Here is a 24,900-nt window from a genome sequence, read left to right on the forward strand (position 1 = left end):
GTGAAGGTGGTTCTGAAAGTACCAATCACAGCATCATTGTTATTAGTTTGACCAGGTTTGGTTAACCAAAACAGGTTTCTGTTGAGGCATTAATTGTTTGCCAAATTTGGCGTAGAGAGCAGGAATAACCAACAAAGTCAAAGCCGTAGAAGTAAATAAACCGCCCAAAATCACGATCGCCAAGGGTTGCAGAATTTCATTGCCAGAACCACTCGCCAGCACTAGCGGGAGTGTTCCCAAAGCTGAGGTAAGTGCGGTCATCAAAATGGCATCAATTCTTTCCAGGGAACCTTTAATAATCACATCTTTAAGGAGCATCCCCTGGGCAAACTTGTTGTTGTAGTTGTCTACCAACAACAAGCCATTGCGAACAGCAACGCCAAATAAGGTAATGAAACCAACAAGAGAAGCAACTGAGATGACACCACCACTTAACAGGATTGAAACAATACCACCCACTAAAGCCAAAGGCAGATTGAGCATGATGGCGATTGTCGCGGAAAGCGATTTAACGGAGAAGAACATCAACACGGCAATCAAGATCGCTGCCAAGATGCTAAACACTAATAGGTTATTGGTAGCACGCTGCTCCGATTCAAACTGTCCGCCGTACTGGATGAAATAGCCATTGGGTAGTTTGATTTTTTGTTGAATTTGGGACTGAATATCGCCAACGACACTGCCCAAATCGCGCTCGGCAACGTTTGCCGAAACAACTATCAGCCGTGACACATCTTCCCGATTCACAACATTCGCTCCCATGCCGTAGTCTACTTGAGCAACCGCGCCCAGCTGGATAGTTTGACCAGTTGGGGTAATCAGAGGAATAGCGCGAATGGCATCTAAACTATTGCGGGCTTTCTCCGTCAAGGAGATAGAAATATCGATAAGCTGCTGATTTTCTGCCACTTGCGATACTACACGACCATTTAAAGCAGTTTCCACCACGTTGGATAACTGCTCCATACTCAATCCATAGGTAGCGGCAGCAGCCCGATTGTATTGAATTTGTACCTGACGAATGGGTAGTTGGGGTTCAAGCTGCAAGTCTACAACCCCTGCAATGGGCTGAATCACATCTCGCACTTGTTCGCCAATCTTTCGCAGTTCAATTAAATCTGGGCCAAAGATTTTCACCGCGATCGCACTTCTCACCCCAGATAACACTTCATCCATCCGGTGGGAGATAAATCCGCCAATATTTGATGCTACACCGGGCAATTTGTTGAACGCTTCGCGCAGTTGTTTAATGCTGGCTTCCCGGTCTTCCATCGCCCGGTCACTTAGTTCTACATCCACATGAGCCATGCTCACTCCTGCCCCATCAGCATCACCAGGAGCGCGCCCAGATCGTACTTGCACCCAATCATACAGAGGATTATCCTTGAGTGAGGTGTACAGTGCCATACCTGCGCGATTGGTCATATCCAGCGACACGCCGGGAAATAAGACCATTGAGTTGACCATCGATTTTTCTTGAAATTCGGGCAGAAACACCCGTCCTAAAGCGGGAACAGTCGCAAAAGCAGCAACCAATGCTGCAAGTGCTACAGCCAGAATGATTTGTGGCGATTTTAGTGAGATGTTGAGCAGTGGACGATAAAGACGCTGTGCCAAGCGAGAAACAAAGGTATTTTCTTGAGGCAAGGTTTGATTCGCCAGTAAAATGGCACACAGCGCAGGGGTGAGGGTCATGGCCACAAATAAAGAAGCCGCGATGGAAAGCAGATATGCCCAACCCATTGGTGCAAAGATGTTACCTTCTACACCTGTCAAACTAAAAATTGGTGCAAATACCACAATGATAATCACTGTGGAAAAGACAACTGCTAATCGCACTTCTACAAATGCGTCAAACACTACCTTAAAAGCCGGGATGGGATGACCTTGCGCCTGATTTTCCCTGAGTTTGCGATAGCAGTTTTCCATGTAGACGATTGAGTCATCGACGAAGCCGCCCAGGGCAACCACCAATCCACCTAAAGTCATGGTATTGATTCCCAAGCCAAAGGCTTTCATCAACATTACGCCAATCAACAACGACAAGGGAATCGCACTCAAAGTAATTAGGGCAGTGCGCCAATTCATCAGAAACAGCAGCATAATCACCGACACAATCACGATGCCTTCGATTAAGGAACTGCTAACATTCCGAATGGCAGTATCAATAAAGTTGGACTGTCGGAATGTTTGTTTCACTTGCACATCAGGGGGAAAAGTAGGTTGCAAAGATTGCAGCACCGCTTCTACCGCTTTTGTCACCGTGGGAGTATCAACATCAGGCTGTTTGTTAATCATCATCACCACAGCCGGCTGCCCATTAAAACTAGCATCTCCCCGCTTCAGTGCCGCACCCGTTGTAACTTCCGCCACATCTTTGAGCAAAATCGGTTTCCCTTCTTGCACCTTCACCACAGATTGCTGCAAGTCTGCAATTGATTTTACCTGGCCAATGCCGCGCACCAACAGTTCTTGACCACCACCAATTAAGAATCCACCAGGGGCGTTAGAATTTGCACCTTTGGCAGCATTGGTCACTTCGGTCAGCGAAACATTGAGCGATCGCAATTTTGCTGGATCGACTAACACTTGTTCCTGTCGTTCATCCCCACCGTAAACGGTGACTTGGGTGACTCCCGGCACAGACAAAATTTGGTTGCTCAGGGTGCTATCCACTAGACGGCGCAAGTCCATCAGTGAGGTTTTTCCCTGCCCATTCACAGTAAAGGCATACTGTAAAATTGTGCCTAATGGCGATGCTAACGGTGAAATTTCCGGTGGATGCACCCCTTCGGGTAACTGATTTGTCACCTGCTGGAGTCGTTCTGTCACTGATTGCCGCGCTTTATAAATGTCGGCATCCTCGTCAAACACCACCTGTACCATCGATAGCCCAACTTTGGAGGAAGAACGCACCGTAGTCACCCCCGGCAAACCATTCACCGCGCTTTCAATCGGCACGGTAATTTGTGATTCTACTTCCTCTGGAGCTAGTCCAGTCGCTTCGGTGTGAATATCCACCTGGGGGGGCGCAAATTCAGGAAACACGTCCAGTGGCATCTGAGTGATAGTGAATACTCCCCACACCGTCACTAAAATCGCAGAAATAACTATGAACCAACGCTGAACAATTGAGGTTTTGAGAATCTGATTCAGAATGGAGTTAAACATCTCAATTAAAAGTCTCCTTTCTTATTCAGACAAGTTGCTTTTCTTTTTGCCCATGCCTGCGACAACGGCGATCGCTCCGCCCACAAGCACCACTCCACCACCGACTCCTGCTAAGATACCCATCGGGAATCCGCCCGATTGCTGAGTTGTTTCACCAGCCTGTGAGACGAGATTACCGCTAGCATCATGGCTATGAGGTATTCCTTTAGCATCTGCCTGAGCATGGGCTGTATCAGTTTTAGGAGTGGCACTTGCAACTGGACTGGTTGCTGTATCGGCGGTTTGGGTTTTGCGAGATTCGGCATAGAGCGACAAACTACCTTGGGTAACGAGCTTTTCCCCAACTGACAATCCTTTGGTAACAGTGATTAGCCCTGTTCTGTCACTTTGGGAGAAGCCAATGCCTGAAAGCCTTTGAGAGCTTTGCTTTTGGGTTTTTGGCTATAAATTTTAGTTTCTGTTAGAAAATAATGTCTCAAAGCTTGACTCAATAAAAGTTTTAGAATCTTGCTTCAATTATTGTTTTCCGAGAGTGACATAACAGGGTTAGTTCGCCTTTGGTCGCGCCAGTTGTAATTTCCACTGGCTCATAAAAATTCTTATACTGTACAAAGACTATCTGTTTACCGTTGGCATCAACTAATGCCGTCACCGGAATCATCACGGCAGATCCAGATTTTGCAGAGGAGGCGATCGGCGTGACCACAATACCTAATAGTTGATCGGTTTGGGGATTGACTTTCACGCGATTAATGCCGCCTGTTGCCTGAAATTCATCACCATGCCCAACGTGAGCAAATACAACTGTGGGCGCAGAGATAATTAAACTGGCTGCCAGAATGGAACTCACTAGCATAAAAGGTTTCATGCTCACTCCTCACAATGGATACGGGTTAAACAAAAGTTCTCCATAGTTTGCCAAAGGGCAGATGAAATCCAGGTGAAATGGCAGATGTTTTTGTAAGATCAGGCTCATGGTTGATTTTCTTGGAGTGATGCGAATTTTACTGGTGGAAGATGAAGCGGATTTGGGACTGGCAATCAAGCAAGTCTTAATTAGCGAAAGATATGTCGTGGATTGGGTAACAGATGGCACTCAAGCATGGCTGTGCCTGGAAAGCCAGTGGACAGACTACACAGTTGCTATTGTTGATTGGCTACTGCCCGAAATGTCGGGATTACAGTTATGTCAGAAGCTCAGACTGCACCAAAATCCCTTACCAGTGCTGATGCTAACTGCTTTGGGTCAGCCGGAAAATCGGGTGGCGGGGCTGGATGCGGGGGCCGATGATTATTTAGTCAAACCGTTTGTTATGGAAGAATTGCTGGCGCGTTTGCGCGCCCTTCAGAGGCGATCGCCTCAACTACAACCGTCTACCCTGACTGTTGCAGGTTTTACTCTGGACACAGCAAACAATGTCCTCCGAGTAAATTCAGATGGATCTACACCCTTAGTCATTCCCTTAACCACCAAAGAATTTCAGTTGCTCATGTATTTGATGCAAAACCCCGATCGCATCATTCCCGGTAGCAAATTGCGTCAACAACTTTGGGATATGGATGAAGAGCCGATTAGTAATGTAGTTGCAGCGCAAATGCGCCTACTACGTCGCAAGTTAGCAAATCATGGTTGTCCCTGCCCGATTGAAACTGTTCCCGGTGCTGGCTATCGCTTTAATTCTCAACATGAATAGCTACTCACTGTTTCGGCGCAGTCGTCTACGGTTAGCCCTCTGGTATGCCGGAGTTATGGGTGTGATTTTGAGTGTTTCTGGCTTGGGGATGTATCGCGCAATGGTACAAACAAACTGGGCAGCAATGGAGCGTGAAATTGAATCAATTGCTGGAACTTTACACGATAGCGTCGAACCACTACTACCTGCTTCCGAAGAACCGACTGCTGTGCTGCAACAAATTTTCCCGGATCTTTGTTTGAGTGGACAACCTTGCAAGGCTACCCCAACGCTGATTCAACGGCACACCATCGGCATCAGCGATCGCACTACATACTATATTCGTCTGTTCAATCATCAAGGGAAGCTCCTGGCTTTTTCACCCAATCAACCGCTATCTCTGCCGCCAACTCTCAACCGCACTTCATGGCAAACCTTTCGCACGGCTAACGGCATTCGCTATCACCAATTCACCACGATTTTGCATAGTGCCAATACCCATCCTTTAGCTAATGAAGCCAATGCTGATTCATCCTGGGGCTATTTGCAAATTGGCCGCACTTTAGAACATTTTGATGCAGAAATCAGGCGAATTCAATGGATTATGGCGATTGGGTTGCCTATTGCTCTGAGCTTGGTTGCTACTTCCAGTTGGTGGCTTTCAGGATTAGCAATGCAGCCGATTTACCAGTCCTATCAGCAACAGCAACAGTTTACTGCAAATGCTGCCCACGAATTGCGATCGCCCCTGGCTAGTCTGTTGGCGACTGTGGAAGCTATCCTCCGCATACCACAATCAAATCAACAAGATATGCAAATAATGCTTCATACTGTTGAGCGACAGGGGCGAAGGTTGAGCCATTTGATCGCGGACTTACTTTTGTTAACCAGTCTTGAGCAAAATTCATCCTCAAAACCTCTTCAGCCCTGTTGCTTAAATGATTTGGTGAGCGATTTGACCGAAGAATTTTTAGAGCTGGCCACTGCTGCTGATATTAACTTAAGGAGCCAAATTCCCACTTGCGAGGTTTATGCTCTAGGTAACGAATCGCAACTTTACCGTTTAGTGTCAAACTTGATTGCCAATGCCATCCAGTACACACCCAGAGAGGGATATGTAACTGTTAGCTTAGTCAAGAGTGATTACACTGCTGTCATTGCTGTAAAAGACACGGGGATTGGGATTGGGCTTGCTGATCAAAAGCGAATTTTTGATCGCTTTTACCGTGTTGATGGCGATCGCTCTCGTAAAACTGGAGGCACAGGGTTGGGGCTAGCGATTGCTCAAGCGATCGCCCAAAAACATCAAGGGATTCTGAAAGTTGAAAGCCAGGTGGGAAAAGGTAGTATTTTTACGCTAGAGATGAAAGTTTTATCTTCTAAATATATAGAAAATTGATCATACATTAACTAGCGAAATTACGTTTTTTACGTAATTGGATGTATTAGCTTTTTAAACTCTCTTGAAGCCACAAAACTTTCCATATTATATGTGGTTCAAAATCACATTGAATTAAAAATTAAAAATTTAGTCTTCAAGCGATAACTAGGAGATGTTTTTTATGGCTCTCAACTATCACTAATTATTTCAAATATGAGTAAGTTTTTCCGAAGATATCAAAGTTTGGTATCAAAGTTTTGAACAATGTGACTTTAAAGTTTTCGGACAAGTCTAGTTATCTGTAATCTTACAAGTTTTAACAGTGAATTGCAATAAAAGAATAATTATTGCTTTCCACTTAACCGGCCTGTTTGATAAAAATCAAGCAGGTTAGGGAAAGCTTTTTCTAGCAGCCAGTTACACCCAATTTCTGATTCGGGAATATTTGAAGCAGCCATGTAATAACCACTTCTGTAAGCAGCTACACCTAAACAAGCTTGCAGGCTGGATATAGCCCGTGAAGAAGCTGGAATAGCCATCAAATCTTCCAAATGACTGGGATGATAATTTTGTCCTACCAGCAAAAAATAAACTAAAGTATGAACTAAAGGGGATAAAATTACTGTTCGGTCTTGCCAACGCTCTAAATGAGACTTAATACAGAAGTAATCAGATAAATCAGCCGCCTGAGATTCATCAAGGAATAAATCGCTTTGCCTTTCGATAAAACTAGAATCCAGACCTATAAACTGTTTTAGAAAAACAAGCGTTTTGCCCCAACGTTCGTGTTCCTTAGTTTCAGGAGAGAATGCACCTTCTGAATACTGTGAACCATACTTTTCTTGAAGCTGTGCAACAGCCTCTTGATTGATATCACCCTGCCAATCAGATTCAGTAAAAAACTCTTTTAAAATATCTTGCAAGTAGATGGATGAAAACTCACAAATATCCGGTGCCTCATCATCAAAATCATCTTCATAAGTATCAATAAGAAATTTCTCTAACTCGATTTCTAGCTCTTGTTTTCTATTAACTGGCAGTAATGATTTAGCGTCTTCTAAAGATAGAGGAAAATCCAGATAAGGATGACCTTTGGCTAAGTAAGAATCACTCAAATCTGCCAAACTTTCAAGCGCAAGAGTCCGGGCAAAATACTCATCTTGTGGGTGTACACATATCCCGTCTAATTCCTTATCCACCAACATCATAGTAATTGCCAGTAGAGCAAACCACGAGGCATCGTGCAAACAAGTCGGTAAATCAGCAATTAAATCTACTAACTTCAGTTCTAGAATTTCTCCCCAAACGCCTATCCTAGCGGTATTAGAAACATCACAAAAATGCTCGACTTCTTCCCCAACAGATGTTTCTCCTAACCAAATAAGATTTTCTACTTGCAAAGGAGAGGAGTAGTCAGGAGTTAGCTGATTTTGGCTGTCTTCATCGAACTGTATCCACATCAAAGCCAAGAGCATCAGCTTACAAATACTTACTCGCTTTAGGAGAAGATATTCAAGCATAAGTCATCACTTATAATTTTTAGATACATACCACGACATTTGCGATCCCACCATAGCACAGGATAATTAGCTGTTCCTTAGTAAAAACCGCAATGCTATGAGAAACAGGGATAAAAAATAACTCACAAGTATGAATCAAAAAGTGTGCTTTAAATAAAACAATTCGTCAAAATAATAAATCCTAAAAGAACTAATGCTGACGCAGCAATAAGAGAAATATATCAATTCTCGCGTTATGAACTATATCAACAAAGTTATGCTAGTTGGCAGATGTGGACAAGAACCCGATCTAAAATTTTTCGAGTCGGGCGCAGTTAAGGCTTCAATCTCTATTGCAGTAAGACCACCCTACAGAAGTGAACAAGCTCTTTGGTTTGATTTAGTCGCTTGGGGAAATCAAGCAGAAGTGATTGGAAATTACGTTCGTAAAGGAACTCAGATTGCAATTACTGGTGAGTTTGGATTTGATCGTTGGGCTGATAAAAATTCTGGTACTATGCGGCAAAAACCCGTAATTACAATCAATGCAATCGAATTATTAGGTTCACCCCGTAAGGAAGAATCTACTTCTACTTCTGTACCAAACGAAACACAGGCTGTAGCTAACGCCAATTTCTAGGAAATTACAAATCGCCTATGCAGTATAAATCGTAGGCGATTAACCATCTAATCAATCTACAAATCAAACGACCATGATTCATAATACTGCAACTATTAATCTTAAATCAGTGAACACAACCCACGACAAAGAAGGTTCCTTGATTGCTTTTGGGATTGCTGAATTCTACTACCGTTCCAAGGAAGGAGTCGTTACTGACGAGATACCATTCCGTTCCAAGGGCGCACCTGCTGTCGTTATCAACGAACAGGGGGAAGGCGTACATGGTACAGCAGAAGGATATCTTGATTTAGTGGTAGATAACAGGGGCGAGTACAAAGAAAAGATTGCCACATTCGTAATTAGAAACTTTATCTCAGCACAACCGATTAACGAACTTACCCAAGTTAGCAAAAACTCTCACTCGCCTGAAACTCCCGATTTTGCCAAGGAACTACTCGAAGATAACGTTACTTCGACAAATGAAGACCTAGACGAAGAACCCCCATTTTAGAACCAACTAACTGAATAATGCTAGTCCAGACAGGTTTACTGGTTTGAACTAGCGTTATTTTTTTTCAAAAATCCAAAATAAAAATCCACTGTTTGGTAGAATCGCTGACATGGGTTCACAAAATCGCTTCATTAATATATGTCATCAACCAAAATAATTGCCACTTTCAATCAGTCAGGTGGTGCAGCTAAGACGACTATTACACACAATCTTGGATACCACCTTGCTAAAAAACACCGTGTACTGCTTGTGGATATGGACCCACAAGCATCACTAACAGCTTTTATGGGATTAGGGGAAGTCAAGCTGCAAACTGAACAAACTATCTATGGTGCGATCGCTGAAGAAACTCCCCTGTATATATGGGAAAAACCTATTCACGGGATGCACATTGTACCAACAAATATCCAATTGGCAGGTACGGAGCAAAAAATTTTTCATGACTTGACCATCGACAACCGCCAACGGCTCAAGTTTGTGCTATCAAATGTACTTGACCAGTATGATTATATTTTGATTGATTGCCCGCCTTCTTTAGGAATCCTAAGCATTATGAGCTTAGTCGCTGCTTCACACGTTATTATTCCTGTTGAAACGCAATATAAGTGCTATCTTGGCACCAACCAACTGCTAGAAACAATTGCCCGACTCAAAAAAGGAGGACACCAGAAATTACAAATTGCCTGTATAATTCCAACCAAATACGATAATCGTAATCTTCAAGACACAGGAATACTGGAAGAAATTAAACAACAGGTTGAAGGACGGATACACGTTACTGCCCCCATTCCTAAATCAACAGCTTTTCCTGACGCAACCCAAGCACATCTACCACTTGCACTCCACAAGAAAAACCACCCCGCAGTTAGCATACTCGAAGAAATTACAAAATATATTACTCAACTATGAGCCAAAAACGCGAACTAGAAAAACTAACCGGACTGGATAATTTATTTGGAGATGAAGACGAACAATCTTTATCTGATTCCACTTTACCTTTATCTCAAATCATCCTTCCGCCGAGTCAGCCTCGTCGCTATTTTGACCCTGTAAAACTCAAATCGCTCGCTGACAGCATCAACGAAGTGGGGTTACTAGAACCCATTGTCGTTAGAAAGATTGAGGAAGATAAGTACGAGCTGGTCGCTGGTGAACGCCGTCTCAAAGCTTGTGAAATCGTAAAACTTGAGGAAATCCCTGTAGTCATTATTGAATGCGACGAGAAAAAAGCTCGTAAACTACGCTTAGTTGAAAACCTCCAAAGGGAAGACCTCAATGCCTATGAAGAAACTATCGGAATTCTCGAATTACTAGCCGAAGAACTCGATGTTGACCAAGAGACAGTGGTCAAACTGCTCTATGACATGAATAACGAAAGCAAAGGTAATTCTAACCATAACGTTATGGTTAGTGATGAAGGACGAATCATACAAGATGTATTCTTGAGGTTAGGAAAAATTACTTGGCAGTCATTTGTAGCCAATCGTCTTCCTTTACTCAAACTCCATTTAGATATCCAAACCGCACTGCAAAAAGGTGAAATTGAATATACAAAAGCTAAGGAAATCAACCGGATAAAAAATGATGATGAAAGACAGAAAGTCTTAAATAAAGCGATCGCAGAAGATTTATCACTATCTGAAATTAGGATTCTAGTAGGAAATATTCTTCAGCAACAGTCAGAAAATAAGCCATCATCTCATAACCAAGAGCAAAAAGAAAAAGCTGACAAAATATACAAAGCACTTAGAAAAAGTAAAATTTGGAATGATGAGAAAAAGCTAAAAAAAATTAATAAGCTTTTTGCTCAAATTGAAGCACTTCTAGAAGAAGAAAAGAAAGATGATCCTTCTTTACAGCAAGGTAGTCTAATCTCGGACAACTCTCTGTAAAAAGTACTGGATGGCTAGAAGTCAACTCATAGATTAATTCATCATTACAAAGTATATTAACTTAGGATTTCTACATAGCCATCCGTTCCATTAACCCGAATTCTCTGTCCGTCATCGATCAGTTTGGTAGCATTATCCACTCCAACAACTGCACTTATGCCATATTCACGTGCTATAACTGCTCCATGAGTCATCAGTCCACCAACTTCGGTAACTAGGCCTTTTATGGATACAAACAATGGTGTCCAGCTAGGGTCAGTAAAGGAGGTGACTAATATATCTCCATCTTCTAGCTCGGCATCTTCCATGTTTAAGATGACACGCGCTCGTCCCTCTATAACTCCGGAGGAAACAGGTAGACCTACAATAGCTTCGGCTGGAAGATTTGAGCGTTTGTATCGACCTGCAATGATTTCACCATCAGACGTAATAACACGTGGGGGAGTTAGTTTTTCATATAATTTGTACTCATCTTTTCGTTTGCCGATCATCCGGTAATCAATTTTATTTGTGCCTACGACTTCGCGAAGTTCTTCAAAAGTGAGATAGTATATATCTTCTTTTTCATGAATAACGCCCGCTTGTACGAGTTGTTCAGCTTCTTTGAGTAAAGCCTGCTTATAAACGAAGTAGCGATTAACTATGGCGTATTTGGGATATTCACGATAACCAGAGAAATTTCGGATCAGGCTGATCATTCGTTTTGTTTCTTCGGCTTTTTGTTCACCATCCGGTAATTGCTTCAATCGCTCTAATAACTCTTGTTCTTTTTTCAAAGCCGACTGTCGCCCTTGCTCAAATTTGCGATCGCCCGCACAAGGCTCAAAGTTTTTGATGTGACTGAGAATCATGGGGACAAGTGTAGTTGGTTTTTCACTCCAACGAGGTCTTGTAATATCGATCTCACCGACACATCGCATTCCGTATTTGTTTAGATAAGCATAGATAGCGTCCCTGGCTGACTGTCCACCCTCAAACTTAATCAATTCATCCAGAAAGTTGTCATCTTTTACCTGTTGTAAATACTCAATTACATTCGGGTAAGGACGAATCACATCTGCGACATCCAATAGTTCCAGACCCATTTCGGAAGTAATATTGTTGGGTACAGATTGAGAAAGCGTGTCTGCTACGCTTTTTTCACCTAACCATTCCTGCATTTTTTCATTGAGCCATGATGAAGCATTCATCGCAGTCATAATCACACCAAAACTTTGTGGATCGGATAAACTCTTCTTTAATTTCTGGATATCTTCTTGAATAAAATCAATCAGATCCGCTCCTGATTTCGTCTGGATGTTCTGTTTTAACTCGTCTATCGATGTTTGACTACGCCCAATCAAATCAGAAATGATCGCCGGATCGTATTCGGTCAGCGTTTGAAAATCCAAAGACGATGCACCCTTATTGCTGTTACCAGAACTTTGTTCTTGCTTGTCATCTGGTAACAATTTTATGAAATCTCCCCGATCTAGTATGGTCATAAGTGCGTCCCTTATAAGCGGATCGGATTTTCCCAAAACATCTACCAGAATCGTTCTTCTCACAGGTGAAGCCAGATCCTGTGTTATATCAACAAACAAACGTCCACCCGCTTTATACATGGGTCGAGCAGCTGTTAACTGGAATAAAGATAATCCCAATGGTTTGATGGGATCAGTCATCATTTGTTGATGACCGACAGATACATAAACGTGATTTTGGCGATCGTTTGCTTCCGGAATGGGATATAAAGTAGTGATGGGGCGACTCTGGACAATATGAAATGTATCATCAACCAAACACCATTCGATGTCCTGGGGGTGTCCGAAATGTTCTTCAATCTTCCTACCGATGCGCTCAAGCTGCAAAATCTGCTCGTCTGTCAGCGCTTGCCTATTCTGCCGTTCAGGCTCAATCTCCTGTTCTTTTGTACCGCCATCTTTTAAGGCGTAAATAGCCAGTTTCTTAATAGATATCTTTTTATCGATCGCTTTGCCGTTACACACTTTGTAGATATCAGCATTCACCAGACCTCTGACCAAGGCTTCACCAAGTCCGAAGCCTGCATCAATGGATAACACCTTCCGATTAAAAGTGACGGGATCGGCAGTAAACAAAATTCCTGCCACCTGCGGAAAGACCATCTTCTGAACAACCACAGACAGGTGGACTTTACGGTGGTCGAAGCCGTTTTGAAGGCGGTACATTACTGCTCTCTCAGTAAATAGCGATGCCCAGCACTTGCTGATATGCTGATAAATTGCTTCCTTCCCGATAATATTTAAATACGTATCCTGCTGTCCTGCAAAGGAGGCTATCGGTAAATCCTCAGCAGTTGCGCTGGATCGTACTGCATAGGCATTTTTTTCTCCAAGCCTGGAGAGAAGGCGCGCGATCTCTTCATTAATGTCTTGAGGGATGGTTATCCCTTCGATGAAAGAGCGAATCTCACCGCTAAGTTCACTGATTTTATGCCGATCTTCCACCTTGAGAAGCGATAACTGGTCGAGTAATTCGTTAATCGAAGACGTTTCCCCAATGATTCTTTTAAAAGCTTCAGTAGAAATACAAAAGCCATCTGGTACGAGTATTCCTTCAATCTTGGTAAGTTCCCCCAGGTTCGAGCCTTTACCACCAACGACCTTGAGTTTTGTTTTGTCAATATCTTGAAAACAAAGGACAAATGAACTCATCAGTTTTCCTCCTTTGGCAATTGATACTACGGTTGCAATCAGCCGCGGCAAACAGCCTTTGCATTACAATCAGGAGCTTCAAAAGTCCGCTACATTGCAATTGTTAGGCGGCTCCACTCACACCGCCTTTGTGTACTTCATAGCGCAACTCAGCCATGCCAGCACCCATCTGATGAACAGACACTAGGCGCAGAACTGGGCTTAGTACTCTGCGAGGGAATAGCGGCTTACCCTTGCCGAGGGTGGCCGAGCCAACCTGGATGATCAGCTCATCCAGTAAACCAGCATCGTAGAACTGACCAGCCAAATCTCCGCCTCCAACTATCCAGATGTTTTTAGTGCCAGCAGCAGCTCGCATTTGGGTGTGGACGTGCTGCACATCTCCATTGACGAATCGGATGTTCGCACCTTCGATTATTGTCAGCTTGCGACTAGAAAATATCCAGGCTGGCTGAGTGTATGGCCACGCAAAGCCAGTCTCAGTAGCTACCTTTTGGGCGTTGCGTACCATCCACTCGTAAGTTGCCGATCCCATTGCCAACGCACCCACATCTGAAATGAACTCTGGATAGCTGGAGTCATTCAGGTCGCCAAGCGGAAACAGCCAATCTAGTGAGTCATTCTCAGTCGCAATGAAGCCATCAAGACTTGTCGCTGTAAAGTACTGAGTTTTCATTTTTGTATGCAACTCCTAAATATGACTTCAAGTGCATAACGGTGTCCATCACCTGCCGCAGATCGCCTTTGTATCATAACCGATCGCTCTCGGCGGTCGGTGTGCATGGGCGTTGTTATACGGCGTTCACGTTGGCGTAGCCTCTCGTAGAGAAGTGTGCCGTACCCCTGCGGGGAAGCAAGCTACGCGGAGCGTCTTTGACAGGAGAAGGTATCGCTCACTAGCTGCCGCTACCGCGATAGTGACACAACAGGGCTATTTGAAAATTTTTGAAAACAGGATAGTAGCGGAGGCGTTAGCATTCATTTCCAATTTAAGATTGTTATTTTTTACACGGACTTACGTCCAAATAAATAAGAGAAAGCACTATAGCTAACGCTCAAATCCTTAAAAAGTAACTCTCACATAGGAGATAAAAATTATGGCTACTAGAACCAAAAAAGTTAGTTTAATTGATGACAACGCAATGGGTATTTACAAAATTGCTGACTACAACGAGCGTAAGTTTAAAGCAGTCTACTACGGGCTACAAGAAACCTGGGGTAAAACTATTCAAGCGCAGTCACAGACTAACTGGAATAAAACACAATGGGATACTTTTAAAGCCAGATTTATTGCTACATTCGGCTCAGTCGAAAACCCCAAATATAGTGTACAACAAATGGTTGACTATTCCATTAAGCACTTCAACAAAGGCTTAGAAGAATTACTCGAAGTCAACAAACGTACTTGGCTACAACGCGAACGTTTATTAGCAAAATAATCACAAATCATCTGATTTTACAGAAAATCTCGCTCATACAGAGTGGGATTTATTTTTTTGACTAATGCTGACGCAGCTAAAAGCGAAACACTCATCAAGGAAACAACTATGGTTGCTAATAAATCTACTAAAGCTCAAGCTGCTACAGTCGATGATTCAACAATGGAGCAATTCAAGATTGAATCATTCGACGTGCGTAAATACAACACAATTTTCTATTCAATTCGTGACCTTTACGGACGCGAATCACAACGGCAACTGGGGTCTGACAATTTCGATTGGAAAGCTTTTAAGCTTCAGTTTGAAATTTGTTTTGGTCGTCCTGAAGATTTTCGTTACACCACAGAACAATTATTGAATTTCGCCAAATACAAATTCAACATGAGTTTGGAAGACTTGTTAGCTTATAACCGTAAATCATGGGAACTCCGCAAAAGACGAGAACAACAATATGCAGACATGGAGCAAATTAACTCTGTAATTCAGCACATTCCAGAAATTACCAATTCTCACGTTGATTGCTCCCAAATGCTAGAGCAACAGCCATACTAAAATCTCAAAGAATCAGTTAGAAAGTACTGTTTTATGCAGCACTTCACTCTAGCTGATTCTTTTTTTACTACATTTATTTTTGCCTGAACCTATCAAACATTCTCGTTTACAGCAATAAAGGTACTAGGCCGCTCACAAGGCGTAAAGTTATACCTACGTTTGACTTCTTCACCTGTATTATTTGTATTACCTTCAACAGATTTATTTAACGGTACAACCTCAGAGCGTATATAACCAGTTAACTTATCAAACTGAATAATCATGTGCTGGTGAAAAGCCCAAACATCCGCCATCCGATTGCCCATACCAGAAGATATTTCATCAGGTATAAAAATATTAGCGTGCCAGGATACTTTCATCCCCTCTTTCTGGAAGTAAGCATCTATTTCTGGACGAATGTAATCCGCAGTTCCTCCGCAAAATACTAGTTCTTCAATATCCTCATCCATCTTTGAGCGCAACCACCTGGCGATCGCACGCCAATATTCGTCTCTAGCAAGTAATAAAGCTTTGGACATCGACTCTCCATCAAGTTGAATCTCATCACCTTTGCGCTTGCGTGAGAGTTTTTGCATCACCTGGGGGTCACAACTGGCTCCAGCTTCTATCAGTACCTCAATAATATTGGAATTATCAGGGCTCAGTCCCGATGTTTTGGAAATCAAATTATTTACTAACCAAGACATACCAAAATTGCTGGTTATTCCTGCGCCAATCGAACCACTCCGAAAGGTGAAAATACTCGCGTTGCGATAACCAAGCATTACGTACATCGAAACAGGTACACGATCGCCAAGCGTTCGCCTACGGTGGAAAAATATTCCACTACCTTCAGAAGCTGCATCATAACGAAGCATTTTCACCCGCATCTTACCTGCTGGTGTATCAAACCCCCGAAACGTATCCTTCAACCGAATTTGTAACTGTTCCTTGTCTTGCACTTCACCCGGCGGCAGCAGGACACTCAAGTAAGCTGCAACATCATTACCCAGGTTCAACTTCTCCTTAGCCAGCCAAAATGCTCCGCAAATTTTGGGAACTGCTAGTTCGTATTTTAACTCCCTCAGTTGCGATATACCCCCAAACCGACGACGAGCAAGTTCTCCCAAGGCGTAATACTCATCACCAATTCCTACCCAAGCACGAGATTCAGGACTACCTTCTTGTTGGACGCTTTCAACTGAGGCTTTAGCAACATCCGCTATTTCTGAGTCTAAAAGTAAAACAACAGGCTTTCCTTCTGGATACTCCTGAACGATAGCCTTGGTTTTACTCGCACCCATATCAATCGTAATTACTATCTTTTTTAAATCTGATTTCTCCTTAGTTTTGGGCATATATAAAGGTTTCAATTCATCTCTGCTATTGCTTACAATTTAACCTTTATAAGTATTAACTCGGTATGGAAAAAGGCTTACTTTACAGCAGTATTACCCTGTCTTAGAAAAAATTTTACAATTATCATCCATTTTTTTTTGCAGCGCAGACGATGACCTCACCACCTTGATACCCAAATCTATAGGGTGGACAATCTACAAATGAGATCGCTGGATACAGTTTCCTTACTCTAAACGAAATCCCGGATCAACTTCTATCTCTGCTTTAGCAATCACATCATCTTCATCATCATTGAAGAAATCATCATCCAAATCTTCCTCTTGAAAAGACTGTTCCTCCACAACAAGCGGCACCTCTGATGAAACAGAAACATCATCGGTCGAAACTACGCCCGTAAAAAAACTCGCACTCTTCTCTGCTTGAGCCTGAATATCAGTTGCAGCTATCAGAGAAAAAACTCCACTACCATGAGGTTGTGTGGTAGTTGCAGCAGAAGTGGGAAGTCCACTACCATAAGGCTGCACTAGCACTACTTGGGCAAGTCCCTCCATCCCGAAAGCCCGTTTCATCTTAATTATTTGTACTTCCAACTGCGCGATCGCATCTAATACGCACGAAGATAATTTTTCACCCCTTACACCCTCTGAGTAGAGCATATAGGGGAGATAGAGGGGAATTATCGCCTCCATTATCATATCCCCCCCTCCCTTTTCACTGTCCTTCAGGTATTGCAACAATCTCGCTTCACTAGAACCTTTCTTTCTTGCCACTGACAATTCTACATAATCTGATTGCACCTTCCTTGGCATAATTCCCCCCTCCGAGTTAGTTACAACAATCAACAGTAATAAAACAATCTCAACTTTTAACCTAATTAATTCAAATTACAATTAGCCAATTTTATACTACATAATGTAGTAATTAGTAATATTAAAACCACTTATTTGATAGGCTTAATCAACATTTCCAGTAATGTAAAAGTGACTAAAATTACTATATCTGTACGCCCCAAGCTACTTCCTCAGTACTCTCCCGCAACTTGCCGAGTACTCACTGACTAAGTGGTAAAAAATCTCTATTTATTAGTTAAATTATTGATTTAGTATACTTTTTCCATTTAAATTAGACCTACATAAGACACACGCACTTCCCTAGTACTCACCGCTTACTCTCTGCTTACTTTTCCCGTACTCACTGCACGCTCTACTACATCCTACCCTCGCACTTGGTGCAATCATGATAGTAAACAAGGTATGGCAAATGGGCCTATTTCAACCTAGATTTATTATCAATAATTACAATTAATTGATAATAAGTTCTATACAACTCATATTTTTATATGCTACAAAAATACAAAATTGTAGTGCAAACCTAATCTAATTAATATACGCTCAATTTTAAACAAATCATTTTCGGTTGATTTTATACATTAAATTAAGTTTATATATTTAGGTAAAATTTCACGCTCGCACACTTGATTATTGACTGATAATCTTTTTTATAACTACAATGGCACGATTACTGCACGGCTCTCAGCATTCTACAATAAATAAAATATGTATTATTTTTAACAAAAAACACAATATTCTCCTTCTCTAGTTAAGGACAGGAAACAAAGACTAGATTTTATAATAAAGTAAGTATTTTTACATAGAGAATAATCTGCGATCGCATAGTTCGACCCTAACAGCATAATGCTTGTAAAAGCGATTTCACAGCAGTTGCAGTACTATTACGAGAGGCATATAGCCGCAATGTCAGTTATACCAAGGATAACGGCTATATTATCCGCAATGGTAGTGTGCGTGAGAAAAGTGGAACTTTTGGTTGTCCAACGAGTTCCCTGGCACAGTACAGAAAAGCGTGATACTTCCCCCAGTCCAATGATTAAACAAGGTATGGTAAATAGGCCTGCTAAACGAACCAAATTAGTTAAGGTATACGTCTTTGAGGAAGAAAAAAACGCCATTGAGGAGAAAGCCACCGCCACAGGACAAACGGCATCTGAGTATCTACGTTCATGTGGGTTAAGACGAGTGCTAGCAGCAAAACCACCCGCAGATGTAATAACCATCCGTGCTACGGCAGGAACCCTCAAAAGCGAACTGATGATGTTATCTCACCTTGCCAAGGAAACAAACAACCAACAAATTATTAACCAAGTCGAAATTGCGATCGCACTCGTAGATAAAACTATTGCTGCTGCATTTAATATAGAGATCGCAGGCTCTAAACAAGACGCTGAGAATCCTGTACACAACCAAGAAATAGAAAAATAAGCTTGTTGAGAACTTATACTAATCAATAACGAAGTATTCAAATTTGAATACTTCGATACAAGTGCTGATATATATAGAAAGTAGAGAAATTAAGAAGCGATAAATCTCTATTTTGTTTATTGATATTAGTTGAGATTAGGCAATAATTAAACTTTGTTCAAATCTTTACAGTCAAGTTCTTTGCGTTTCTAAGTAGAATTGCTAGGTTGGAAAAACGTTCTTAGCTACTAAACTCTAACCTCAACTTGATTCCTGTCATCTATAAAAAACCCAACTTTCTGGACACGCTCAAATATGTGTTGGGCAAAGATGATGCTGCGATTGTCGATACTAATATGATGGGAACAAGGCCAGATGAATTTAATCAGCAGTTTCTCAACATCAAGTACACCAACAAAGCAGTTAAACGGCAGTGCGCTCACCTCATCATCTCAATCGCACATCGCCCCAACTACCACGAGCATTTATCGGACAGTCAGTACAGTTATGTAACACGAGAATATCTCAAAGATATGGGATACTTGCCCAAGGAAGAATCATCTGTAGCAGCTACCAGTCAGTTTGTTGCAGTACGCCACCACGATCGCAACCACGAACACCTGCATATAATCGCTTCCCGGATTCGGTTAGATGGTAGTTTAGTTAATGATTCCTATGATTATTTCAGATCCCAAGTCTCTACTAGACGCATCGCGGCGGAACTAGGATTGGAAGTAACACCGACAACAAATGAAGCCGTCGCCTCTAGGTTAGAGCAAGAGTACGGAATAATTACACTCATCAGTCCCAACCGATCAAAAAGTATTAGAGCAGTCAACAGTAAGCACAAAACCCCAACAAGTAAGGAAATTATTCGCCAAGCAATAGGAGAAGCCATTAAGGATAGTCCCACCGTCTCTACGTTCATTGAACGCCTGGAGGAAAACAACATTGGAGTATTGCCTAAGATGCAGGGGGAAGAACTACTAGGATTTACCTACATTCATAATGATGTAAAAATTGCAGGTTATCAAGTATACAAACCTTATAGCTGGAACAAACTGCGGTCTGAATATGGAATCATGTACGACCCAGATAAAGATAAAGAAGTAATTCAACAAGCTAAAGCCAAAGCAATTGCTTGCATAAATAGCATAATTTTAAGTAATAATGATTACTTAAATAATGATAAACCTAATAGCAGCAGTACAAGTGATAGTAATGGTGACACTGACAGTAACTCCAAAACACTTGTTAGTACATATACACTAAACAGTAATTATCCAAGTGAGATTCCAGTAATACAATCCAAATTAGAAGATAACCCCACATTGGAAACTAATAAGACCAAGAAAAAAGTTCAACCACATCCAAAGAAACAGCACCCACAACAGGATATTTCAGAAGAAAATGGTCTCACTGCTAAACAATTCCTGGAAGAGCAATCTTCCCCTATTCCTCCTTCTCTTAACCTTCTGCCTTCTAATCTCAAACATTTGCCTTCTATAATCACTGACTATATGCTTGTTACCAATAACTTCCGTCTCAAAGGACGGGAGTTGAGTGCCAGCTTAGATAACAATACTCTGAGTGTTTGCCGTTATGGGGATAATACCCCTATGATGCAAACCTGCTACAGTCAGGGAAACTGGTACGAAGAGATACCAACTCGATTAACAAGAAACGAAATTGAGCAGATTGAAAGTCTGCGTTTCTTTACCCAACAACCATTAATCAATCAACAGCGATCGCAAAAAGGTATTGAGCAATAGTAAATCTGTAGCTAAATTGATTAGTTGTTGTAAAACTTTTCACCTGCGATCGCAAAAAGGTATTGAGCAATAGTAAATCTGTAGATAAAGAGAATTTAATCTACTCAGAATTAGGGGTAGGGCTGGCTAAGACACTGTTGGCAAAGTTGTCACCAAGTGCAAACTAAACAGTTTAGGTTTTAAAAATTTCGTCTAGCAATCCAGGTTCTTTGTCAAGCTAGATATGAATTTGGGGCAGCTATTTGTGAATTTGTGGGGGATAAAAAATTGTTTTGTCTATTGGTGTCTAACAATCAAAAGTACAATCTTTTGCGTTTATATTTATTAGAGGTAAATTAAGCCGTAAAATGTAGAAATTCGCTAACTTCAAGGCGGGTACATTCAACAGACAAGCTATCTGGGTTGATTCCGTGAAAGTCTAGATTCTTTTTCTCATAAGTTTTTAGCCTACTGACTGTGCTTTCGGCTAATTCCTTGGTTTTAAATAAGCAAGCTTCTTCTATTTCAAAAGTCCATTCAGTATTTGATACGTAATAGTAATTTAAATCTAGAAAGTGACCAAATACTACCCAGACATCTTTTTTAGGCATAACTTTTATTTTTTTGTCTATTTTTGATTTTATTTTTTTCATAATCGTAAGTAAATTCAGGTATTTTACTAGAGGATTCAATAAAATAAGTCAAGTAACTTTTAATAATTTTAATGTCTTCTTCTAGTCGATTTTTAGTAGATGTTATTCGGGATAATGCAATGTACAAATAAGTATCGATTGAATCTTTATCAGTTCCTTCTGCAAATTCTTCTTTTAAATCTTCTAAATTTTCAATTGAAAAATCTAAGTGGCTAATATGACTGCCAAAATCATCTAAATAGCAAGAGACTCTAGCTACAGCTTCCTTAATATCAGATGCTATCGTTTCATCTATGCACATAATCAAAAGTTATATTTTGTTCCAAAATTAGTTAGCTAATTCTATAATTTTACTTTCTTGTGACATAACTCTTGTTTTTGTCATAAATGTTGAAAGTAATATAACAATTTTACATTGTTTTGCATTTTTGCAGTTCTGCAATGTCTGTTAAAATATAATTCTGACAACATAACTCTCATAACAAAGACAGTTGCCTAGGCAATACATTACCCTTACATCGTGTACGAAGACTGAGGTGACAAACTGTACACAATACACATAAGTTTGTCCGATGATTATCTTATGACACAAAATTTTAGAAATTATATGGATATACTCGATGAGCTTTATATACTAGATGAAAATAAACAACCTATTAAGCCCGACAGTCTTGAGCAATGGTCTAATTGGCGGAAAAATGAGAACAATATACAAGTCGCTTTAGATACTTTTTCGTGGGGAAGAGTATCTACCATCTTTTTAGGAAAGGATTACTCTAATTTTCCGAATCAAGAACCACAGCTTTTTGAAACTATGGTTTTTGGAGGTGAATATAGTGGTAAATTCTGGAGATATTCAACTTGGGAACAAGCAGTTGCCGGACATCAAGAAGTTTGTATGATAGCTATTTGAGCCTATTGGTGAGAAAAATTTAAACTTATAAGAATAATCCTAAACTAAAAAAAAATACAATTGTAAAATTGGTGGCAATTCAGCAATAATTTTCTCTTAATATAGTAAGAATTCAGCACTCATAAGCTAAGAGCCAGAATACAGAATTACCTCAGTATAATTAATAGTTTGATTTGTCAATTTACACTTATTTTTTCTAACTATTTTGACGAATGTATTCTGACATAATTTCTAATCTTATTTTTAGAGAAGAGTAATTTTATTCATTTTATTCGCTCGATTGCCAACTTCAACCAATTCGTTCAGCTTTTGATACAGGAGGTTTTAAAAAATCGAATCCGCTTTCAACAAGCCACTGTTTAGAAATAGCATCAGGACGATTAACAATAAAGCTGCAAGCGTCATCTAATTCTTCAAACACTCTGTTACAAATAGTTGGGTGCTGATAATCTCCTACTCCCACCACCCAAACCTCTTGCCCATAATTAGACAAGTAAATCCTGACTACGTTTTCTGGATAACAATGCCAATTTTTGGGATCGGAAACTACAGATATTGTATCTGTGGGGAAGGGAAGCTCACGATTAATTCTTCCGTCAGGAAACTCAGCACTGTACTTGGCTATATATTCTTGGGTTTTTAGTTTAACCATATTTATTAGCTAAGACACTCAAATGTTTTTATAAATCACAGCGCAACAGCTTAATCTTGAAATACCCTCGTTTAAGTTTCTCACTTCCCCTGACTTCATAAAATTTATCTGGTTTTTGGACAATTTCAACCAGTCCTTGCGCTTCCATCTCCTCAAACAACGACTGCCACGACGCAATATCTTGCTCAGGCGCAAAAATTCTAACATCGTTTATCTCGCCCATAAGCCTCTTTGTTCTAGCTATATAAAATTATAAAAGTAACTAGAACAAAAAACGATAACCCATGCCTAAGAAAAAATGTGGACTTGGATTTGACTGTGCCAGTATGATGCTGTACCCAGGCATAGACCCTGGCGACTGCTTAAATTACAAAACTTGTGGGAGTGCGGTTGAACTAACCCCTGATGAAGAACTCGAACTTGTTCGTATCCGGGAAGAACAAATGCGCCAGTATCAAGAACAAATTCGCCTGACTCGTCGTTCTGCTGCCATTATGATGCTGATGAGGCGCGGTTGCCCGCAGTCACCAGAATCGTTAGGTATTGTCTCCGCCGTCGAGGCGATCGCCACCACATTAGATAATATTCGTACTGGACTTACTAACTTGGACGGACAGTACATCGCACCACCTAGTTGCGAACTCCACATCTACAATGTTAAACGCCCCAGTGGTACGTACTCATACTATAAACTAACCGCCGAAAACGCAATATTTGCACCTTCAGAGAAAGAACAACAAGTACGGGTAATTCACCTCAGCCATCATAATGATGCGCGGTATATAGAAGCACAACTTGGTATCGAACGGCGAAACAAGTTAACCCAGGTGCGAACACTGCTTCAGAACGCAAGCGCATTGCTTGAGGAAGCAACACGTCTACTCGAACAAACTACAGATATGAACAGTCCAAATGCTACAGTTGAAGTTTTCAACATCGATGAAATTATATCCATCGACTAATAAAACCAGCAAAATGGGAAAATTTACTTCATTACTGCCACAAAATATAAATCCTGTATTTCAGGATTATGTGTAAAGCTGCTTTATCTACCAGTGCGACGTGACCATTACAATCAAATCGCTCTGATAGGTATGGCAACAGGCTAAAAACCGACTAGGGAGAAGTGAAAAATGACTATAAGTTTTAGAGAATGGCTTAAACAATTTAAAAATCAAGATATACCTTTTGGTGATTTATGGAGTGATGCCACATCGACTAAAAGAGGAAAATTTCAAGATAATATTTCAGATTCTTGGCAGGATAGCACTATAGAAAGCTTGATAGAGTTTATGGTTAAAAATGAAGCATCATATCAATCTTATAGTGTTCTTAATAAAGCTAATGAGGCGTATCATAATTATTTGGGTTTAGAACCTATAGAAACATCTAAATTGGAAGAATTAGAGAACAAATTTAAAGCTAAATATTACGCAGAACGTCTACAGCACTATACAAGATTATGTATTTTATATAAAAATCCTACTTGAATCTTGCTCAGTCTACTGAGAATTCAAGCTTTTAGGCAGTTTTATTTTTGTTCTAGTTACTTTAAATAAAAATAATAGCTAGAACAAAGGAGACACTTAAAATTGAACAACTACAGGAGAGTGTACATTTAGAATAAAATTCTAAAATTTAAAACAAAGTCTTCAAATTTAAAATAAAGTCCTAAACTAACTGGCACAAAAAGACCTTGTGGTTTACGACGTTAAAGCCGACAAAGAATCGTAGCGATGCAGCTTACACTTGTGTGACAGTTCAAGACTTTATTATTTCGATCTCTTAGCGTCGGTAGATTCCTCCTCTAAAACTTCAGGACTTTATTATTTTCTAGCCCAAACTATAAGTACGCAAAATTAATGCCTTCACGCTTCAGAAATTTTAAGACTTTATTTTAAACGTACAGAGAGTAAAAAA

23 protein-coding genes and 2 pseudogenes are annotated in these 24,900 nt (G+C 40.8%); 13 read left to right on the forward strand and 12 right to left on the reverse strand.

From position 1 onward, the window contains the following. Window positions 1-42: 42 nt before the first annotated feature. The 3 genes and pseudogenes from ACFG4S_RS34185 to ACFG4S_RS34195 all read right to left on the reverse strand — a co-directional run. The gene (locus tag ACFG4S_RS34185; protein WP_392536275.1) at window positions 43-3,171 is read right to left on the reverse strand and encodes an efflux RND transporter permease subunit; all 3,129 of its coding nucleotides are present in this window, start codon (window positions 3,169-3,171) and stop codon (window positions 43-45) included. Between the two features lie 21 nt (window positions 3,172-3,192). Then, window positions 3,193-3,543, reverse strand: a pseudogene (locus ACFG4S_RS34190) (cobalt transporter); the annotation flags it as partial. Window positions 3,544-3,721: 178 nt separating this feature from the next. Beyond that, window positions 3,722-4,039, reverse strand: a pseudogene (locus ACFG4S_RS34195) (cobalt transporter); the annotation flags it as partial. A gap of 127 nt (window positions 4,040-4,166) precedes the next feature. Here ACFG4S_RS34195 and rppA point away from each other — a divergent pair. Together rppA and rppB are read left to right on the forward strand one after the other, a co-directional pair. Beyond that, window positions 4,167-4,865, forward strand: coding sequence for a two-component system response regulator RppA (gene rppA, locus ACFG4S_RS34200; RefSeq protein WP_392536278.1), 699 nt, complete (start codon window positions 4,167-4,169; stop codon window positions 4,863-4,865). Beyond that, window positions 4,858-6,243, forward strand: a complete 1,386-nt coding sequence (gene rppB / locus ACFG4S_RS34205) for a two-component system sensor histidine kinase RppB (protein ID WP_392536279.1) — start codon at window positions 4,858-4,860, stop codon at window positions 6,241-6,243. Before rppA ends, rppB begins: the two co-directional genes overlap by 8 nt. 326 nt (window positions 6,244-6,569) lie before the next feature. Here rppB and ACFG4S_RS34210 read toward each other — a convergent pair whose 3' ends face one another. Beyond that, the gene (locus ACFG4S_RS34210) at window positions 6,570-7,745 is read right to left on the reverse strand and encodes a hypothetical protein (RefSeq protein WP_392536276.1); all 1,176 of its coding nucleotides are present in this window, start codon (window positions 7,743-7,745) and stop codon (window positions 6,570-6,572) included. A gap of 235 nt (window positions 7,746-7,980) precedes the next feature. Between ACFG4S_RS34210 and ssb the strand changes: the two genes are divergently transcribed. The 4 genes from ssb to ACFG4S_RS34230 all read left to right on the forward strand — a co-directional run bounded on the left by ssb (window position 7,981) and on the right by ACFG4S_RS34230 (window position 10,749). Next, window positions 7,981-8,364, forward strand: a complete 384-nt coding sequence (ssb, locus tag ACFG4S_RS34215; protein WP_096644728.1) for a single-stranded DNA-binding protein — start codon at window positions 7,981-7,983, stop codon at window positions 8,362-8,364. 73 nt (window positions 8,365-8,437) lie between these two features. Continuing rightward, the gene (locus ACFG4S_RS34220) at window positions 8,438-8,857 is read left to right on the forward strand and encodes a hypothetical protein (protein ID WP_053458066.1); all 420 of its coding nucleotides are present in this window, start codon (window positions 8,438-8,440) and stop codon (window positions 8,855-8,857) included. A 138-nt stretch (window positions 8,858-8,995) separates the two neighbouring features. Beyond that, window positions 8,996-9,766, forward strand: a complete 771-nt coding sequence (locus ACFG4S_RS34225) for a ParA family protein (RefSeq protein WP_096585972.1) — start codon at window positions 8,996-8,998, stop codon at window positions 9,764-9,766. Further along, window positions 9,763-10,749: a ParB/RepB/Spo0J family partition protein gene (locus ACFG4S_RS34230; protein ID WP_392536164.1), complete on the forward strand. Its 987-nt coding sequence runs from the start codon at window positions 9,763-9,765 to the stop codon at window positions 10,747-10,749. Before ACFG4S_RS34225 ends, ACFG4S_RS34230 begins: the two co-directional genes overlap by 4 nt. Before the next feature lie 56 nt (window positions 10,750-10,805). On the opposite strand, the gene ppsA is transcribed toward ACFG4S_RS34230, so the two are convergent. Together ppsA and ACFG4S_RS34240 are read right to left on the reverse strand one after the other, a co-directional pair. After that, window positions 10,806-13,424 (reverse strand): phosphoenolpyruvate synthase, encoded by a 2,619-nt coding sequence (gene ppsA, locus ACFG4S_RS34235; protein WP_392536165.1) that lies wholly within the window; start codon window positions 13,422-13,424, stop codon window positions 10,806-10,808. A 103-nt stretch (window positions 13,425-13,527) separates the two neighbouring features. Beyond that, on the reverse strand, window positions 13,528-14,100 hold the full coding sequence (locus ACFG4S_RS34240; RefSeq protein ID WP_096585369.1) for a dihydrofolate reductase family protein: 573 nt from the start codon (window positions 14,098-14,100) through the stop codon (window positions 13,528-13,530). A gap of 421 nt (window positions 14,101-14,521) precedes the next feature. Here ACFG4S_RS34240 and ACFG4S_RS34245 point away from each other — a divergent pair, with 421 nt between their 5' ends. Then, complete coding sequence (locus ACFG4S_RS34245) at window positions 14,522-14,863, forward strand: hypothetical protein (RefSeq protein WP_185564191.1); 342 nt, start codon at window positions 14,522-14,524, stop codon at window positions 14,861-14,863. 57 nt (window positions 14,864-14,920) lie between these two features. Further along, window positions 14,921-15,415, forward strand: a complete 495-nt coding sequence (locus ACFG4S_RS34250; RefSeq protein WP_392536166.1) for a hypothetical protein — start codon at window positions 14,921-14,923, stop codon at window positions 15,413-15,415. 92 nt (window positions 15,416-15,507) lie between these two features. Here the strand turns inward: ACFG4S_RS34250 and ACFG4S_RS34255 are convergent, their stop codons facing one another. Both ACFG4S_RS34255 and ACFG4S_RS34260 read right to left on the reverse strand, forming a co-directional pair. Beyond that, window positions 15,508-16,752, reverse strand: a complete 1,245-nt coding sequence (locus tag ACFG4S_RS34255; protein WP_011316727.1) for a ParM/StbA family protein — start codon at window positions 16,750-16,752, stop codon at window positions 15,508-15,510. Between the two features lie 225 nt (window positions 16,753-16,977). Further along, window positions 16,978-17,562, reverse strand: a complete 585-nt coding sequence (locus tag ACFG4S_RS34260) for a hypothetical protein (RefSeq protein ID WP_011316726.1) — start codon at window positions 17,560-17,562, stop codon at window positions 16,978-16,980. 945 nt (window positions 17,563-18,507) lie between these two features. Between ACFG4S_RS34260 and ACFG4S_RS34265 the strand changes: the two genes are divergently transcribed. Both ACFG4S_RS34265 and ACFG4S_RS34270 read left to right on the forward strand, forming a co-directional pair. Beyond that, window positions 18,508-19,032 (forward strand): plasmid mobilization protein, encoded by a 525-nt coding sequence (locus ACFG4S_RS34265; RefSeq protein WP_392536167.1) that lies wholly within the window; start codon window positions 18,508-18,510, stop codon window positions 19,030-19,032. A 296-nt stretch (window positions 19,033-19,328) separates the two neighbouring features. After that, window positions 19,329-20,783 carry a relaxase/mobilization nuclease domain-containing protein gene (locus tag ACFG4S_RS34270; protein ID WP_392536168.1) on the forward strand — a complete coding sequence of 485 codons (1,455 nt, stop codon included), beginning with the start codon at window positions 19,329-19,331 and terminating at the stop codon, window positions 20,781-20,783. 335 nt (window positions 20,784-21,118) lie between these two features. Here the strand turns inward: ACFG4S_RS34270 and ACFG4S_RS34275 are convergent, their stop codons facing one another. Together ACFG4S_RS34275 and ACFG4S_RS34280 are read right to left on the reverse strand one after the other, a co-directional pair. Next, window positions 21,119-21,373, reverse strand: coding sequence for a hypothetical protein (locus ACFG4S_RS34275; RefSeq protein WP_392536169.1), 255 nt, complete (start codon window positions 21,371-21,373; stop codon window positions 21,119-21,121). Continuing rightward, complete coding sequence (locus ACFG4S_RS34280) at window positions 21,366-21,716, reverse strand: hypothetical protein (protein ID WP_392536170.1); 351 nt, start codon at window positions 21,714-21,716, stop codon at window positions 21,366-21,368. The genes ACFG4S_RS34275 and ACFG4S_RS34280 overlap by 8 nt, the downstream gene beginning before the upstream one ends. A 282-nt stretch (window positions 21,717-21,998) precedes the next feature. Between ACFG4S_RS34280 and ACFG4S_RS34285 the strand changes: the two genes are divergently transcribed. Next, window positions 21,999-22,328 (forward strand): hypothetical protein, encoded by a 330-nt coding sequence (locus ACFG4S_RS34285; RefSeq protein ID WP_392536171.1) that lies wholly within the window; start codon window positions 21,999-22,001, stop codon window positions 22,326-22,328. 289 nt (window positions 22,329-22,617) lie between these two features. Here the strand turns inward: ACFG4S_RS34285 and ACFG4S_RS34290 are convergent, their stop codons facing one another. After that, window positions 22,618-22,980, reverse strand: coding sequence for a hypothetical protein (locus ACFG4S_RS34290; protein ID WP_392536172.1), 363 nt, complete (start codon window positions 22,978-22,980; stop codon window positions 22,618-22,620). A gap of 28 nt (window positions 22,981-23,008) precedes the next feature. After that, window positions 23,009-23,203: a hypothetical protein gene (locus tag ACFG4S_RS34295; RefSeq protein ID WP_392536173.1), complete on the reverse strand. Its 195-nt coding sequence runs from the start codon at window positions 23,201-23,203 to the stop codon at window positions 23,009-23,011. A 61-nt stretch (window positions 23,204-23,264) separates the two neighbouring features. On the opposite strand from ACFG4S_RS34295, the gene ACFG4S_RS34300 reads away from it, so the two are divergent. Further along, window positions 23,265-23,942, forward strand: a complete 678-nt coding sequence (locus ACFG4S_RS34300; RefSeq protein ID WP_392536174.1) for a hypothetical protein — start codon at window positions 23,265-23,267, stop codon at window positions 23,940-23,942. Between the two features lie 171 nt (window positions 23,943-24,113). After that, window positions 24,114-24,470, forward strand: coding sequence for a hypothetical protein (locus tag ACFG4S_RS34305; protein ID WP_392536175.1), 357 nt, complete (start codon window positions 24,114-24,116; stop codon window positions 24,468-24,470). Window positions 24,471-24,900: the final 430 nt, after the last annotated feature.

Source organism: Nostoc sp. C117, from assembly GCF_043099735.1.
Classification (GTDB): domain Bacteria; phylum Cyanobacteriota; class Cyanobacteriia; order Cyanobacteriales; family Nostocaceae; genus Nostoc.